Here is an 18,165-nt window from a genome sequence, read left to right on the forward strand (position 1 = left end):
GAATCCGTACACCTGCAAGGAGAAGAATATGAGTAACGTAAAAGTTGTTGATGTCATTATTCGCAAAACGGCGGAGAAAACGAAATTAACCGGAGAGGGCAATCTCTCGGTCTCTATTTCATCCCCGAGCGTGATTGAAATCCAGGGCTCTGCTCAGGACGTGGCGCGCTATGTCCGCCAGGGTAAAGACCTTCTCATTTATATGAAAGATGGCAGCGTGATCCGCTGCAATAACTATTTTGTTGAAGATCCTGAGACGCACAACCAGTCAGAGCTGGTGTTCAATGATAATCAGGAGCTGACTCATATCTCTTTTGCCGATGCCGGGGAAGCGTCAGGCGTTGCCGTCACTGAATTAACCGCGCAGGCCGCACCGATTAGCAGCATTGAACCTTTCCTGGAGCAGGGAAGCGTCTTAAGCGATGCGCCGTGGGGCTGGATCGCCGGTGCGGCGTTAGGCGGCGGCGCCATCGGCGCGCTGCTGGCTAACGGGGGTGATGGCGAAACCAAAACCAAAGTTATTGATAATACAAAAGAAGTAGAAAGCGCGACGCCAACATTTTTGCTGACGGACAAAGCGGGTGACAAGCAGGGGGTGCTGAGTGCAAAAGAGGTCACGGATGATAACACCCCAACCTTTAGCGGTACGGGCCAGCCCGGCGCAACCATTCAGATCAAAGACAGCAGCGGCAGCACCATCGCCAGCGCCATGGTCGCGAAGGACGGCACCTGGACGGTAAAACTCCCGACCCAGACCGACGGGGAACATACCTGGTCCGTCATGCAGATCGACGGCAGCAAAACCACCTCTGCGGGCAGCATCACCGTGACCGTGTCGACCGCAGACGCCACCGTGACGCTCGCCACGACGGCGGGCGATAACGCGATCAACGCCAGCGAACAGTCCGCGGGCTTCACGCTCTCCGGCACCAGTAAAAACCTGGCGCAGGGTACGGCGCTGACCGTCACGCTGAACGGCAAAACCTATTCCGCAGAGGTGGGGGCAAACGGCGCGTGGAGCGTGAAGGTGCCTGCCGCAGACGCGCAGGCGCTGGGCGACGGTACCTGGACGGTCAACGTGAGCGGAAAAGACGCGGCGGGCAATACCGTCAGCGGCAGCCAGACGATCGGCGTTGATACCGCTGCGCCAACCCTGTCCGTCGATACGATCGCGCAGGACAACATTATCAACGCGGCGGAACACAATCAGCCGTTGACGCTGACGGGGAAAACCGACGCGGAAGCGGGCCAGATTGTGACGGTCACGCTGAACGGCAAAAACCACACCGCGACCGTGGGCAGCGACGGCACCTGGTCCGTCACGCTTCCGGCCAGTGAAGTTCAGGCAATGGCTAACGGCGAGCACTCCCTGACGGTCAACGTCAGCGACAAAGCGGGCAACGGCTCTTCCACCACCGCCGATTTCACGGTTGATACCGCAGCGCCCGTTGTGACGATCAACACCGTCGCGGGCGACGACATTCTGAATACCAGCGAGCAGGGCCAGGCGCAGATTATTTCCGGCCAGGCAAGCGGCGCGGCGGCGGGCGATGTGGTGACCGTAACCGTCGGCGGCCAGACCTATACCGGCGTGGTGCAGGCGGACGGCAGCTGGAGCGTCGGCGTGCCTGCCTCCGTCATCGGCGCGCTCGGTGAGGGCAGCCACGCGATTTCCGTCTCCGTGACCGACGCGGCGGGCAACACCGGCAGCGCGACGCACGGCATTACGCTGAGCGGCAACCCGCCGGAATTCACGATTGACGCCATCAGCCAGGATAACGTCCTGAATGCGCAGGAAGCGATGCAGCCCCTAAGCCTGAGCGGCACCAGCAACCTGCCGGACGGCAGCGCCGTCACCGTGACGCTAAACAACGTCAGCTATCAGGCCACCGTTGCAAACGGCGTCTGGTCCGTTCAGGTGCCGGTTTCCGACGTGCTGAATCTGGCAAACACCCTTTACACCGTCAGCGTCAGCGGCACCGACAGCGTGGGTAACAGCGGCTCCGCCGGGGCAAATCTGCTGGTCGATACCGTGCTGCCGCAGGTGATCATCAACACCTTTGCGGGCGATAACCTGGTCAATAACGCGGAAGTGGCGATTGATCAAACCCTCAGCGGACGCGTTACGGGCGCGGCGGCGGGTGATACCGTCTCAATCATCGTAGGCGGCAAGAGCTACACCGCGACGGTTGGCGGCGATCTGACCTGGAGCGTGAAAATCCCATCGGCGGATCTTCAGGCGTTTGGCGACGGCGATTTGACCTTCAGCGCCTCCGTAACCAATGCGCACGGCAATACCGGTACCGGCGAACGCGATATCAACATCAACGCCGCGCTGCCGGGCCTGCGCGTGAATACCATTTCCGGCGATGACGTGATCAACGCCATCGAGCAGCAGCACGATCTGACCGTCACCGGCTCCAGCACCCACCTGGCCGCGGGTACGCCGATCGTCGTCATCATTAACAACGTTGAGTATAACGCCGTGGTGAACGCCAGCGGCAGCTGGCAGATTGGCGTCCCGGCGGCGGACCTGCAGGCCTGGACGGCGGGTGAGGTGACGGTCAACGTCAGCGCCGAGGATGCCTGGGGCAATACCGTTGCGGCTGAACACCCGATTGAACTCGACCTGAACGCCGTGGCGGTGACCATTGATACCGTCTCCAGCGATGACATGCTGAACGCGGCGGAAAAAGGCGCAGATTTAACCCTCTCCGGCCAGACGCAGGGCGTGGAGCCAGGGCAGACCGTGGTGGTGAAATTCGCCGACCAGACCTTTACCGCGCAGGTGCAGCAGGACGGTTCCTGGAGCCTGAACGTGCCGGCCAGCGCCATGGAAACCCTGATCGACGGGCGTGCGCAGGTGAGCGTCAGCGTGACCAACGTCAGCGGCAACAGCGCGGACGCCGCGCGCGTGGTCACGGTGGATACGCAGCCTCCGGCCATTACGCTTGATAACCTGACCGACGACAACATCATCAACGCGGCAGAAGCGCAGCAGGATTTAGCCTTAAGCGGTACCAGCACTGCGGAAGCGGGACAGACGGTCACCGTGACGCTGAACGGCAAAACGTATCAGACCACCATCCAGACGGACGGGACCTGGGCGTTGAACGTACCGGCCGCCGACGTGGGTGCCCTGACGGATGGCCCGGTGACCGTGACCGCTACGGTCAGCGACGTGGCGGGCAACAGCAGCAGCGCCGATCGCGTTGGTCTGGTGGATGCCACCGTGCCGCAGGTGACCATCAACGAATTTGTTACCGACACCAACACCGTTAACCAGCTCGCCCATTCGCAGGCGCAGATCCTCAGCGGCTCCGTCACCGGCGCGGCGGCGGGCGACCGGGTGACCATCACCATTAACAGCGTGGATTACACCACGGTGGTGGATGCATCGGGCAACTGGAGCCTCGGCCTGCCCGCGTCCGTCGTGCAGGGTCTGACCGACGGCACCTGGACCATCGACGTCTCCGTGACCGACCGATCCGGCAACACCGGCAGCAGTTCGCTGGACGTGGTGGTGAACACCGTAACGCCTGTTATCGGTATCAACACGCTGGCGGCGGACGACGTAATCAATGCGGCAGAGAAGGGCGAAGATCTGCTCCTCTCCGGCACCAGCAACCAGCCTGAAGGAACACGCGTTACCGTTAACCTGAACGGCATCAACTACACCGCTACCACCGACGCCAGCGGCAGTTGGAGCGTGACCGTTCCGGCCTCTGCCGTCAGCGCGCTGGGCGAAGCCCATTACACCGTGACGGCGAGCGTCACCGACAGCGTGGGCAACAGCGCCTCTACCTCACACGATGTGCTGGTGGACAGTTCGCTCCCGGTTGTCACCCTCAACACCCTTGCGGGCGATAATATCGTTAACGCAGCGGAGGTGGCGGCAGGACAAACCCTGACCGGCAAGGTGGCTAACGCGGCGGCAGGTGACACTGTCACTATTATCCTTGGCGGACAGAGTTACACCGCCACCGTGCAGGACGATCTGACCTGGAGCCTGCCGTTAAGCGAGACCCAGCTCACCGCGCTCGGCAACGGCGAACTTACCGTCTCGGCAAGCGTCACCAACGCGCACGGCAATACCGGCGCATCATCGATGGACTTTACCATCGACGCCCAGCTGCCGGGCCTGCGCATTGATACCGTGGCGGGCGATGACGTTATCAATATCATCGAACACGGCCAGAACCTGATTGTCTCCGGCTCCAGCACCGATCTGGCATCCGGCAGTACCGTGACCCTGACCATCAACGGTAAAGATTATTCCGCAACGGTACTGGCGGACGGCACCTGGCAGGCGGCGGTCCCGGCGGCCGATGTGTCCCAGTGGGCCGACGGCTCGCTGGATATTAAAGCAAGCGCGCAGGATGCCTCGGGCAACCCGGTGAACATCGGCACCGTGGTGGACGTCGATCTGGCGCCTGTCGCCATCACCATCAACAGCGTAACCGACGATAACGTGCTCAACGCGGCGGAAAAGGGCCAGGACCTGGTGCTGTCCGGCACCACCTCCAACGTTGAAGCGGGTCAGACCGTGACCATCACCGTTGCGGGTAAAACCTATACCACCACGGTGGATGCCAACGGCGACTGGACTTGGACCGTTCCGGCTGCCGATTTGAGCGGCCTGAAGGACGGCGACGCCAGCGTGCAGGTCAGCGTCACCAACGTGAACGGCAACGCGGCGTCTTCGGCGCAGGAATTCAGCGTTGATACCGCCGCGCCGTCGGTGACCATCAACACCATCAGCGGCGACAACATGCTGAACGCGGCAGAGGCGGCGCAGGATCTGACCCTGAGCGGCACCTCTACTGCCGAAGCGGGCCAGACGGTCACCGTGACCTTCAACGGTAATCAGTACACCGCGCAGGTGCAGGCGAACGGCAGCTGGACGCTGGACGTCCCGGCGGCGGATCTGGCAGGAATTACCGACGGCAGCGCAGCGGTCACGGCGACCGTGTCCGATAAGGCGGGCAACCCGGCCAGCGCGGGGGCATCCGTGCTGGTCGACACCACCGTACCGCAGATTTCGTTCAACATCGTGGCGGGCGACGACGTCGTGAATATCGCCGAGCACGGCCAGGCGCTGATCGTCTCCGGCAAGGTCACGGGCGCGCAGGCGGGCGACCTGATTACCGTCACCCTTAACGGCAAAGACTACACCGCGATGCTGGATGCCTCCGGCAGCTGGAGCGTGGGCGTTCCTGCGACGGACGTGGGCGCGCTGGCAAACGGCGACCAGACGATTACCGCAACCCTCACCGATAAAGCAGGCAATAGCGCCAGCGCGACGCATGAGTTTGACGTCTCCCTGACCGCGCCGGTAATTGCCATCAATACCCTCGCGGTTGACGACGTGATCAACGCGACCGAGAAAGGCCAGGATCTGCAGGTGTCCGGCACCAGCAACCAGCCGGACGGCACCACCATTACCGTAACCCTGAACGGAATCAGCTATACCGCCACCGCCGATGCCAGCGGGAACTGGAGCGTTACCGTTCCGGCGGCAAACGTCTCTGCGCTGGGCGAAGCGAGCTACGCGGTTACGGCAGGCGTGACCGACGCGGCGGGCAACAGCGCAAGCGCCAGCCACGACGTGCTGGTCGACAGCGCGTTGCCGCAGGTGACCATTAATGCGGTTGCCACCGACGACGTGATTAACGCAGCGGAAGTGGCTGCCGGGCAGACCCTGAGCGGCAAAGTGAGCGGTGCGGCTAGCGGTGACACTGTCACCATTTCAATCGGCGGCAATACCTATACCGCGACGGTTCAGGACGATCTGAGCTGGTCGGTCAACGTGCCGTCCACGGTCTTAACCGCCATCGGTAACGGCGATCTCACCGTGTCCGCAAGCGTCACCAACGGCCACGGCAACACCGGAACCGGCGAGCGCGAAATCGTTATAGACGCTAGCCTGCCGGGCCTGCGCGTCGATACCGTGGCGGGCGACGATGTCATCAACAGCATTGAGCACGCTCAGAACCTGATTATTACCGGCTCCAGCGAAGGCCTGGCAACGGGCGCGGCGTTAACGGTGACCGTCAACGGCAAAACCTACGCGGCCACCGTGCTGGCGGACGGCACCTGGACGGCGGCCATTCCGGCTGCGGACGTCGGGGCGCTGAGCGCGGGCACGGTCACCGTGACCGTGGACGGCCAGAGCGCGGCGGGCAACCCGGTTTCCATCAGCCACGACGTGAAGGTCGATCTGGCGACGGTGGCTATCAGCATTGACGCCATAGCGACGGACGACGTCATTAACGCCGTCGAAAAGGGCGCGGACCTGGTGCTTTCGGGCGCGACGACCAACGTGGAAGAAAACCAGACCGTTTACATCACCTTAGGCGGCAAGTCTTATACCGCGAAGGTCGATGCCGACGGTAACTGGACGGCCACCGTGCCGTCTGCCGATCTGGCAGGCCTGAAGGACGGCGATGCCAGCGTGCAGGTGAGCGTGACCAACGTGAACGGCAACAGCGCCTCGGCGGGCCGCGAGTACAGCGTGGACGCCACCGCGCCGACGGTGTCTATCGAGATCGTCAGCGATAACAACATCATCAACGCCGCCGAAGCGCAGCAGGATCTGGTCGTTAACGGCGTCTCAAACGCCGAAGCGGGCCAGACCGTCACCGTGACGCTGAACGGCAAAGACTACACCACCACCGTACAGGCTGGCGGCGGCTGGAGCGTGACCGTGCCGTCTACGGACGTGGGCGCGATTACCGACGGCAGCTACACCCTCAGCGCCGCCGTCTCCGATAAGGCGGGGAACCCGGCTACTGCGGGTCGCGACGTGCTGGTCGATACCACGGTGCCGCAACTGACCATCAATACCGTTTCCGATGACAACGTGATTAACAGCGCAGAGCACGCGCAGGCGCTGATTGTCACCGGTTCCGTGACCGGCGCGGCGGCGGGCGACGTGGTAACCGTCACCATTAACAGCAAACATTACACCGCGACCCTGGACGCCTCTGGCAACTGGAGCGTGGGCGTGCCTGCCGCAGACGTCGGTGCACTGACCGCCGGGGATTACACCATCACCGCGGCGCTGACCGATAAGGCCGGAAACAGCAACAGCGCCACGCGCGATGTTGAAGTCAACCTGACCGCACCCGCGCTGACCATCGACACCATTTCCGGTGACGATGTGATCAACAGCACCGAGAAAACGCAGGATCTGACCATCGCAGGCTCGGCTTCCGGGCTGGCGCCGGGCGCGGTGGTAACCGTGATGCTCAACGGCAAAGCCTACAGCGCCACGGTGAATGACAGCGGCCTGTGGACCACCACCGTTCCAGCGAGCGAGGTGGGCCAGCTGGGCGAAGCGCTTTACACCGTCACCGCCTCCGCAACGGACAGCGTCGGCAACAGCACCAGCGCGTCGCATACCGTGAACGTCGAATCCGTGCTGCCCGGCGTGATCATCAACACCGTCGCGGGTGACGATGCGATCAACGCCTCCGAGCTGGCTACCGGCCAGACCATCAGCGGTAAGGTGGTGAATGCCGAAGCGGGCAACACCGTGACCGTGAAGATTGGCGGCAACACCTATACCGCCACGGTACAGGACGATCTGACCTGGTCCGTTAACGTGCCGGAATCCGACCTGACGGCGCTGGGCAACGGTGATTTGACCGTGTCAGCCAGTGTGACCAACGGCGTGGGTAATAGCGGAACGGGCGAGCGCGAAATCGTTATAGACGCTAACCTGCCGGGGCTGCGCGTCGACACGGTGGCGGGCGATGACGTGATCAACAGCATCGAACACGGACAGAACCTGATTATCACCGGTACCAGCGACGGGCTGGCGGCGGGCGCGGCGCTGACCGTGACCGTCAACGGCAAAACCTATCCGGCCACCGTGCTGGCGGACGGCACCTGGAGCGCGGCGATCCCGGCGGCGGACGTGGGCGCGCTGGGCGCAGGCACCGTTACCGTAAGCGTTGCGGGCCAGAGCAGCGTCGGCAACCCGGTTTCCATCAGCCACGATGTGACGGTGGATCTGGCGAGCGTTGCCATCAGCATTGACGCCATCGCCACCGATGACGTGATTAACGCCGCCGAGAAGGGCGCGGATCTGGTGCTCTCCGGCACCACCTTGAACGTGGAGGAAAACCAGACCGTCTCCATCACTTTTGGCGGCAAGAGCTACACCGCCACGGTGGACGCGGAGGGCAAATGGACCGCCACGGTACCGTCGGCGGATCTGGCGGGCCTGAAGGACGGCGACGCCAGCGTGCAGGTGAGCGTCAGCAACGTGAACGGCAACAGCGCCTCTGCGGGCCGCGAGTACAGCGTGGATGCCACCGCGCCGTCCGTGACCATCAATACGATTGCAACAGACGACATCCTCAACGCCACGGAAGCGCAGTCTGAGCTGGCGATTTCCGGCACCAGCACCGCCGAGGCGGGCCAGACGGTCACGGTGTCGCTGAACGGCAAAGACTATACCGCGACGGTCAGCGCGGACGGCAGCTGGACGCTGAACGTACCGGCGGCTGACCTGGCAGGATTAACCGACGGCAGCGTCACCGTGACAGCGAGCGTCAGCGACAAGGCGGGCAACCCGGCGTCCGTTGACCACAATCTGGCGGTGGATGTGACCGTTCCTGCGGTGACCATCAACACCGTGGCGGGCGATGACGTGATTAACGTGGCTGAACACAGTCAGGCGCAGATCGTCAGCGGCTCCGCCACCGGCGCGGCGGCGGGCGACAAGGTCACCGTCACGATTGGCGGCCAGACTTACACCACCGTGCTGGACGCGGCGGGCAACTGGAGCGTGGGCGTACCGGCGAACGTGATTTCCGGCCTCAGCGACGGCACCGTGACCGTTACGGCGTCCGTCACCGACGCGGCGGGCAACACCGGCAGCGGCACCCACAGCGTGACCGTCGATACCGGCCTGCCGTCGGTCAACTTTAACGCCATCAGCGATGACAACGTCCTGAACGCGGTGGAGAAAGGACAGGACCTGAACGTCAACGGCACCAGCGCCAACCTGGCGGAAGGCACCCTGGTGACCGTGACCCTGAACGGTAAAAACTACACGGCCACGACCGCGGCGGACGGTACCTGGAGCCTGACGGTTCCGGCGGCGGATCTGGCCGGTCTCGGTCAGGCCAATTACACCCTGAACGCTACCGCCACCAACGGCGTGGGCAACAGCGTAAGCAATTCCGCGAACCTGCTGGTGGACACCGCGCTGCCGACCGTCACCATCAACACCGTGGCGGGCGACAACGTCATCAACGCGGCAGAAGTGGCGGCAGGCCAGACCCTGAGCGGTACCGTGGCGAACGCGGAAGCGGGCAATACCGTTACCGTCACCATCGGCGGCAACACCTACACCGCGACGGTGCAGAACGATCTCACCTGGTCCGTGAACGTGCCGTCTGACGTGCTGACCGCGCTGGGCAACGGCAGCCTGAGCGTGACGGCGACCGTCACCAACGGCCACGGCAATACCGGCAGCGGCGAGCGCGAGATCGCTATCGATGCCAACCTGCCGGGCCTGCGCGTGGATACCGTGGCGGGCGACGACGTGGTGAACAGCATCGAGCACAATCAGAACCTGATCGTTAACGGCTCCAGCGACGGGCTGGCGCCGGGCACGGCGCTGACCGTCACCGTCAACGGTAAAGATTACGCGGCCACGGTGCTGGCGGACGGCACCTGGAGCGCGGCGATCCCGTCCACCGACGTCAGCGCGTGGCCGGAAGGCACCGTGAAAATCAGCGTTACCGGCGACAGTACAGCGGGTAACCCGATTACCATCAGCCACGATGTGACGGTGGATCTGGCGACCGTTGCCATCAGCATCAACGCCATCGCCACCGACGACGTGATTAACGCGGCGGAGAAGGGCGCGGATCTGGTGCTGTCCGGTGCGACCACCAACGTGGAGGCCGGACAGACCGTAACGCTGAGCCTGAACGGCAAAATCTACACCACCACCGTGGGTGACGACGGTCGCTGGACCTACACCGTACCGTCTGCGGATCTGGCGGGCCTCAAGGACGGCGACGCCAGCGTGCAGGTGAGCGTCAGCAACGTGAACGGCAACAGCGCCTCGGCGGGCCGCGAGTACAGCGTGGATACCACCGCGCCGTCCGTGACCGTTAACACGCTGGCGGCCGACGACATTCTGAACGCCGCAGAAGCGAAGATCGATCTGACCGTGTCCGGTACCACCACCGCCGAAGCGGGCCAGACCGTGACCGTGACGCTGAACGGCAAAGACTACACCACAACCGCAGGCGCGAACGGCAGCTGGACGCTGAACGTACCGGCGGCTGACCTGGCAGGATTAACCGACGGAAGCGTCACCGTGACCGCGAGCGTCAGCGACAAGGCGGGCAACCCGGCGTCGGTCGATCGCACTCTGACGGTGGACGTGACCGTGCCTGCGGTCACCATCAACACCGTGGCGGGCGATGACGTGATTAACATCACCGAGCACGCTCAGGCGCAGATCGTCAGCGGCACCGCCACCGGCGCGGCTGCGGGCGATAAGGTCACCGTCACCATCGGCGGTCAGACCTACACCACCGTGCTGGACGCGGCGGGTAACTGGAGCGTGGGCGTCCCGGCAAGCGTGATTTCCGCGCTGCAGGACGGCACCGCGACGGTTACGGCGTCGGTCACCGACGCGGCGGGCAATACCGGTTCCGGCAGCCATAACGTGACCGTCGATACCGGCCTGCCGTCCGTGGCCTTCAACGCCATCAGCGGCGATAACGTCCTGAACGCGGTGGAGAAAGGTCAGGATCTGAGCGTTACCGGCACCAGCGCCAACCTGGCGGAAGGCACCGTGGTGACCGTGACGCTGAACGGTAAACAGTACACGGGGACAACCGCGGCAGACGGAAGCTGGAGCCTCACCGTTCCGGCGGCGGATCTGGCAGGCCTCGGCGAAGCCAACTACACCCTGAGCGCCGCCGCCACAAACGGCGTAGGCAACAGCATCAGCAACACCGCGAACCTGCAGGTGGACACCGCGCTGCCAACCGTGACCATCAACACCGTGGCGGGTGATAACGTCATCAACGCGGCGGAAGTGGCCGCAGGCCAGACCCTCAGCGGCAAAGTAGCGAACGCGGAAGCGGGCAATACCGTTACCGTCACCCTTGGCGGCAACAGCTACACCGCAACGGTGCAGAACGATCTCACCTGGTCCGTCAACGTGCCGGAGTCCGTCCTTACGGCGCTGGGCAATGGCGATTTGACCGTGTCGGCGACCGTCACCAACGGCCACGGCAACACGGGAGCGGGCGAGCGCGAAATCAGTATTGACGCCAGCCTGCCGGGCCTGCGCGTGGATACCGTGGCGGGCGACGACGTGATCAACAGCATCGAACATACTCAAAACCTGATTATCACCGGCTCCAGCGACGGGCTGGCGACCGGCACGACGCTGACGGTCACCGTCAATGGTAAAACCTATGCCGCTTCCGTGCTGGCTAACGGCACCTGGAGCGCGGCGATCCCGGCGGCAGACGTCGGGGCCCTGGCAGCAGGCACGGTGACCGTCACCGTGGCAGGCCAGAGCACCGCGGGCAATCCGGTCACCATTAGCCACGATGTCACCGTCGATCTGGCGGCGGTGGCCGTCAGCATCAATGCCATCGCCACCGACGACGTGATTAACGCGGCGGAAAAAGGCGCGGATCTGGTGCTGTCCGGCAGCACGTCCAACGTGGAGGAGAACCAGACCGTCACCATCACCTTCGGCGGCAAGTCCTACACCGCGAAAGTGGACGCCGACGGTAACTGGACGGCCACCGTGCCGTCTGCCGATCTCAACGGTCTTAAAGACGGCGACGCCAGCGTGCAGGTGAGCGTCACCAACGTGAACGGCAACAGCGCCTCGGCGGGCCGCGAGTACAGCGTGGACGCCACCGCGCCAGCCGTGAGCATTGATACGGTTGCGGGCGACAACGTGATTAACGGCAGCGAAGCGGCTGCGGGCGTGGACATTTCCGGCGCCACCACGGCGGAAGTCGGCCAGACGGTGACCGTGACGCTGGGCGGTAAGAGCTATACCGCGCAGGTGCAGCAGGGCGGCGTCTGGAGCGTGAACGTGCCGGGCACCGACCTGTCCGCGCTGGCGGATAACGGCTACACCGTGCAGGTCAGCGTGAGCGATGATGCCGGTAACCCGGGCAGCGCGGGCAAAGCAATTACGCTCGATACCACGCCGCCGACCGTCAGCTTTAACGTCGTAGCGGGCGATAACGTCATTAACAGCGTCGAGCACGGGCAGGCGCAGATCGTCAGCGGTACGGCAACCGGCGCGAGCGTCGGGGATAAGCTGGTCATCACCATCGGTTCGAATCAGTACACCACCACCGTCGACGCCAGCGGCAAATGGAGCGTGGGCGTTCCGGCCAGCGTGATTTCGGCCCTGAACGACGGCACCGTGACCATCAGCGCGACCATTACCGACGGCGCGGGCAACAGCAGCACCCAAACGCACGACGTCGTGGTTAACACCGCATCGGTTGCGCTGACCGTCAACACCGTCAGCGGCGATGACGTGATCAACGCGGCGGAGGCGGGCAGCTCGCTGGTGATTAGCGGCTCAAGCGCGCAGTTTGCCAGCGGCACGCAGGTGACGGTAACCCTGAACGGCAAAACCTATACGGCCACCATTCAGAACGACGGTACCTGGACCACCACCGTGCCGGTCGCCGACGTGGGCGCGCTGGCCGACGGCGCGAGCTATCAGGTTACTGTTTCTGCCCAGGACAGCGTGGGCAACAGCGCCTCGGCGACGCACGGCATCAGCGTGGATACCACCGCGCCGGTCGTGAGCATTGCGGCGCTGTCGGGTGACGATATGCTGAACGCGGCGGAAGCACGGCTGCCGCTGACCGTTCACGGCTCTTCCAGCGCGGAGGCGGGCCAGACCGTGACCGTGACGCTGGGCGGCAAAACCTACACCGCCACCGTCGCGAACGACGGGACGTGGACGCTGGATGTTCCGGCAGCCGATCTGGCCGCCCTGAGCCAGGGCGCGCTGACGGTTACCGCCTCGGTCAACGACAGGGCCGGTAACGGCGGCCAGACGACGCACACCTTGACGGTAGACACCGTTGCGCCAACCGTCACCATCGGCACCGTAGCCGATGACAATATCGTTAACAACGCCGAGCAGCTGGCGGGGCAGACCATCAGCGGCACCACCACGGCGGAACAGGGGCAGACGGTCACCGTCTCCTTCAACGGCCACAGCTATCAGGCGACCGTGGCGGCGAACGGCACATGGTCAGTCTTCGTGCCGGGTCGGGATTTCCTCGGCCTGAGCGACGGGGATTACACCATCACCGCTTCGGTAAACGATAAGGCGGGCAACCCGGGCAGCGCAACGCACGACGTGACGCTGAACGGCGATGTCCCAACCATCACCATTAACACCTTTGCGCAGGACGATATCGTCAACGCCGCCGAGCACGGTACGGCGCTGGTAATTAGCGGCACCACCGACGCCCCTGCGGGCCAGACGGTGACCATTACGCTGAACGGCAAAACCTATGCGGCTACCGTGCAGAGTGGCGGCACCTGGAGCTACACCCTGGGCAGCGCGGACGTCACCGCGCTCGCGGACGGCGGCTCGTACGTGATTAACGCGCAGGTGAGTAACACCATCGGCAACAGCGCCAGCGACAATCACACCGTCACCGTCGATCTGACCGCGCCGTCGATGGGAATTACGATTGATTCCCTGCAGAACGACACTGGCCTGAGCGCCAGTGATTTCATCACCAACGACAGTAAGGTGGTGGTGAACGGATCGCTGACCGCGCAGCTCGGTAATAACGAGAAGGCGCAGATCAGCCTCGACGGCGGGGCCACCTGGATTGACCTGACCGTGACCGGCACCGCCTGGCGCTACGCCGATGGTCGTACCCTGACCGACGGCACGTACCAGTACCAGGTGCGCGTGATCGATAACGCCGGGAACGTAGGGGCAACGGACAGCCAGGACGTGGTGATTGATCTGACGAAGCCTGCGGCGACGACCATTACCGTGGATTCCGTAACCCAGGATACCGGTCTTTCCGGCAGCGATTTCATCACCAGCGACAACCAGATCAGCCTCAAGGGCACGCTCGGCGCGGCGCTGGGCAGCGGCGACAACGCCCAGATCAGCCTCGACGGCGGCGTCACCTGGACCGACGTGAGCGTCAGCGGCCTGACCTGGACGTATGTGGATGGCCGCACGCTGGCCGACGGGGACTACAACTACCAGCTGCGCGTGATTGACGACGCGGGGAATATCAGCGCCACCACAAGCCAGGTGGTGACCATTGATACCGTGGCGCCGGACGCCAGCAAAACGATCGCTATCGACAGCATCAGCGACGATACCGGGCTGAGCGGCAGCGACTTTATCACCAACGATACGTCCCTGACGCTGCACGGCTCACTCGGCGCGACGCTGGCCGACGGCGAATATGCCCAGATCAGCATCGACGGCGGGGTGACCTGGCAGAACGTGATCGTGACCGGCAACAGCTGGTACTACGTGGACGGCCGCACGCTGGGTAACCAGACCTATGACTACTACGTTCGCGTGGTGGACGCGGCGGGCAACGTGGGTTCAAGCGCCCATCAGCAGGTGACCGTCGATACGGTCGCCCCGGATGCGGCGATTACGGTGACCGTGGATAACATCACCGTCGATACCGGCTTCGACAATAACGACTTCCTGACCAGTTCGACCTCGTACACCCTGAACGGGACGCTCGGGGCGGAGCTGGGTGCAGGTGAGTACGTGCAGGTCAGCATGGACGGCGGCACGACCTGGGTGTACGCCACCGTAAGCGGTACGCAGTGGCGCTACAGCGACACCCGTACCCTGAGCGACGGCAGCCATAACTATCAGGTGCGGGTCGTTGACCAGGCGGGGAACGTCGGGGCTACCACCGCGCAGGACGTGACGGTGGATACCCAGGCGCCGCAGTACGGCATCACCATCGACAGCATCAGCGAGGACACCGGGCAGTCCAGCAGTGATTTCATCACCATGGACACCACGCTCACCGTTAACGGCTCGCTGGGCAGCGCGCTGGCAAGCGACGAGCGCGTGCAGATCAGCCTCGACGGCGGCAATACCTGGACTGACGCTACCGTCACTAACCAGCGCTGGAGCTACACCGATACCCGCGATCTGGCGGACGGGGATTACACCTATCAGGTGCGGATAATCGACCAGGCGGGCAACGTCGGTTCGACCTCGTCGCAGGTGGTGACGGTCGATACCACGCCGCCAGCCACGGTCGGCACGGTGGTGAGCTACACCGACGGGGAAGGCGAGCGTACGGGCACCTTCGGCAGCGCCGTCGCCACCGATGACGACTCTCCGCTGATCAACGGCACGCTTAACCGCGCCCCGGACGACGGCGAGATTGTGCAGCTCTATCGCGACGGCGTCCTGCTGGGTCAGGTGACGATGAACGGCAGCGCAAGCTGGTCCTATCAGGACAACGGCCTGCTGGACGGGAATCACACCTACATTCTGCGCGTGACCGACAAAGCCGGTAACTACACGGAATCAGACGGCTTTGTGCTGAACGTCGATACCAGCATCCCGACCACCACGGCGGCGATTACCGCCCAGACCACGTCGGATACCACGCCAATTATCAACGGCACGGTGTCCGCGGACCTGGTGAACGGGGAATACCTGGTGGTGATTGTGAACGGCAAAACCTACACCTCGCAGACCGGCGGCGCGGTAGTGGTCGACCCGGATCACAATACCTGGTATCTGCAGATCCCGGACGGCGATGCCCTGGGCGTGGCGAGTTACAGCGTGACGGCGCAGGTGAAGAGCAGCGCGGGTAACGGCAACACCACCGGTACGGCGAGCGGCAGCCTGGTCATTGATACCACCTCGGTGAATACCGACTGGGCAACCACGGCGGGGAACGGCAACAACGCCACCATGACCCTCGGCACGAACAGCAGCGGGCTGTGGAATATCATTGCTAACGGACAGTCTTATTCCAGCAGCGATAATTCAACCTACGCCGGCAATACGCTGACCAACACCCGTGGTTATTACGTGGTAAGCCAGACGGCGGCCGACTTTGACCGTAACGGCACGCAGGACATCTTCGCGACCGAAAACACCTACGCAGGCTCTACGCAGGTTATGTGGACCTACGATGGCAGCACCTACAACGCCAGCCAGCTGGCGATGGGGACCACCATCTGGTTCGGCGGCGTGATTGCCTACGACAAAACCGGCGATGGCTATCTGGACTTGGCCTACGGCGATGCCGGTATGGACTCCCTGACCTACCTGGTGAATAACAACGGCGTGCTGACGCCGGACGGCACCGGCGGGGAAGGCGGTTTCTACGGCCAGTTCGACTCCGGGCGTGAGATCTCCGGCGTCGACCTGAACAACGACGGTACGGTGGATATTGTGCAGCACACCAACCGCAGCGGCGCGTACTCGTTAACCGTGATCAACAACAACGGCAACGGCACGCTCTCCATCGGCCAGAACCTGACCAACGTGTTTGTGGCGAACACCTCGAACTCCACCACGGCGGCATCCATGACGTGGGCGGACTTCAACGGCGATGGCTATATGGACCTGTATCTGGGCAGCAGCTACAACAACAACGGCGGCGTGATCTACTACAACGACGGTACCGGGAAACTTTCCACGACCAAGAGCGCGGTGGAAGCCTCTAACGCCACGGCGGGCTATCTGTCCGTAGCGGTAGACTGGAACGGCGACGGGCAGATGGACATCGTCAAGCTCAGCACCTACGGGGGCTCGCAAACCGCAACGCTGTTTACCAACAACGGCTATGGCTCAACCTGGACCTCAAGCCAGCTGGCTTCCGGCCTGGCGAACGTCACCGGCGTGGCCGCCGTCGACTACAACTGGGACGGTTCGAAGGATCTGCTGGTGTCCCAGCAGAACGGCAAGGTGGTGCTGGTGCAAAACAACGCGAAGATTGCTGACGGTACCGCGATGCATCTGCATATCGTGGACAGCGAAGGCATCAACGCCTACTACGGTAATACGATCAATCTGTACAACGCCGCGGGCGTGCTGGTGGCGTCGCAGATCGTCAACGCCCAGTCCGGTATCGGCTCGAACGATACCTCTGCGCTGGTGAGCTTCTACGGGCTGGATCCGAACGAGACCTACTCGGCGGAGATCGTGAAGATTACTAACGGGGTATCGGATAACGTCACCTGGACAGGTCTGGACGCGGGCAACGGTAAAGAGGGCTATGTCCTCACTGCCGAAGCCGCCACCGGTGGACACAGCGGAACTATCACCGGGACCGGGTATAACGACACCTTTATCGCAGAGGATGGCACCTATACCTATAACGGCTCCGGCGGCTGGAATACCCACTCCGACTACGACACCTGGAGCAATACCGGCGGCATGGACGTGGTGGATTACCGCAACGCGACCTCCGGCGTTACCGTTGACCTGCGCCTTTCTACCGCGCAGGACACCGGGTTTGGTACGTCACGACTGCTGAACATTGAAGGGATCAACGGCTCGGACTTCGACGACGTCATTACCGGCAACAGCGGTGATAACCAGTTCGAAGGCCGCGGCGGGAACGACACCTTCAATATCGGCAGCGGCGGTCACGATACCTTGCTCTACAAGCTGATCAACGCCACGGATGCGACGGGCGGTAACGGTCACGACGTGGTGAACGGCTTCACCGTTGGCACCTGGGAAGGCACCGCGGACACGGACCGTATCGACCTGCGCGACCTGCTCTCCGACAGCGGCTATACCGGCACCGGCTCGGCGAGCTATGTCAACGGCGTGGCCACGCTGGACAGCAGCGCGGGCAACATCGCCGACTACATCCGCGTGGTGCAGAACGGCAGCAACACCGAGATCCAGGTGGATCTGGACGGGACGGGCGGCCAGTTCTCACCGACCACCCTGGTCACGCTGAACGGCGTGCAGACGGATCTGGCGACGCTGCTGGCGAACCATCAGCTGTTAATTGCGTAAAACACCGCCGCGGGGAGCGATCCTCGCGGCTTTTTGCGTTTCTTTACATGAATAGTCATAACCCTATTTTTCATAAGATTATTTTGCCGGTTCGTTTAGAAGTTGTTCGATTTCTAATCATCCCGGAAGGG

General features: G+C 63.2%; 1 protein-coding gene. It reads left to right on the plus strand.

Annotated elements, in window-relative coordinates:
- The first annotated feature begins 28 nt into the window (after positions 1-28).
- On the plus strand, positions 29-18,034 hold the full coding sequence (locus VPX56_RS11220) for an Ig-like domain-containing protein (RefSeq protein ID WP_326471807.1): 18,006 nt from the start codon (positions 29-31) through the stop codon (positions 18,032-18,034).
- Positions 18,035-18,165: the final 131 nt, after the last annotated feature.

It is taken from the genome of Enterobacter wuhouensis (genome assembly GCF_035835995.1).
GTDB classification, from domain to species: Bacteria; Pseudomonadota; Gammaproteobacteria; order Enterobacterales; family Enterobacteriaceae; genus Enterobacter; species Enterobacter wuhouensis.

Excerpts from the sequence above, each read along its gene's own strand:
- VPX56_RS11220 (WP_326471807.1), top strand. The coding sequence starts at position 29 with ATGAGTAACGTAAAAGTTGTTGATGTCATTATTCGCAAAACGGCGGAG.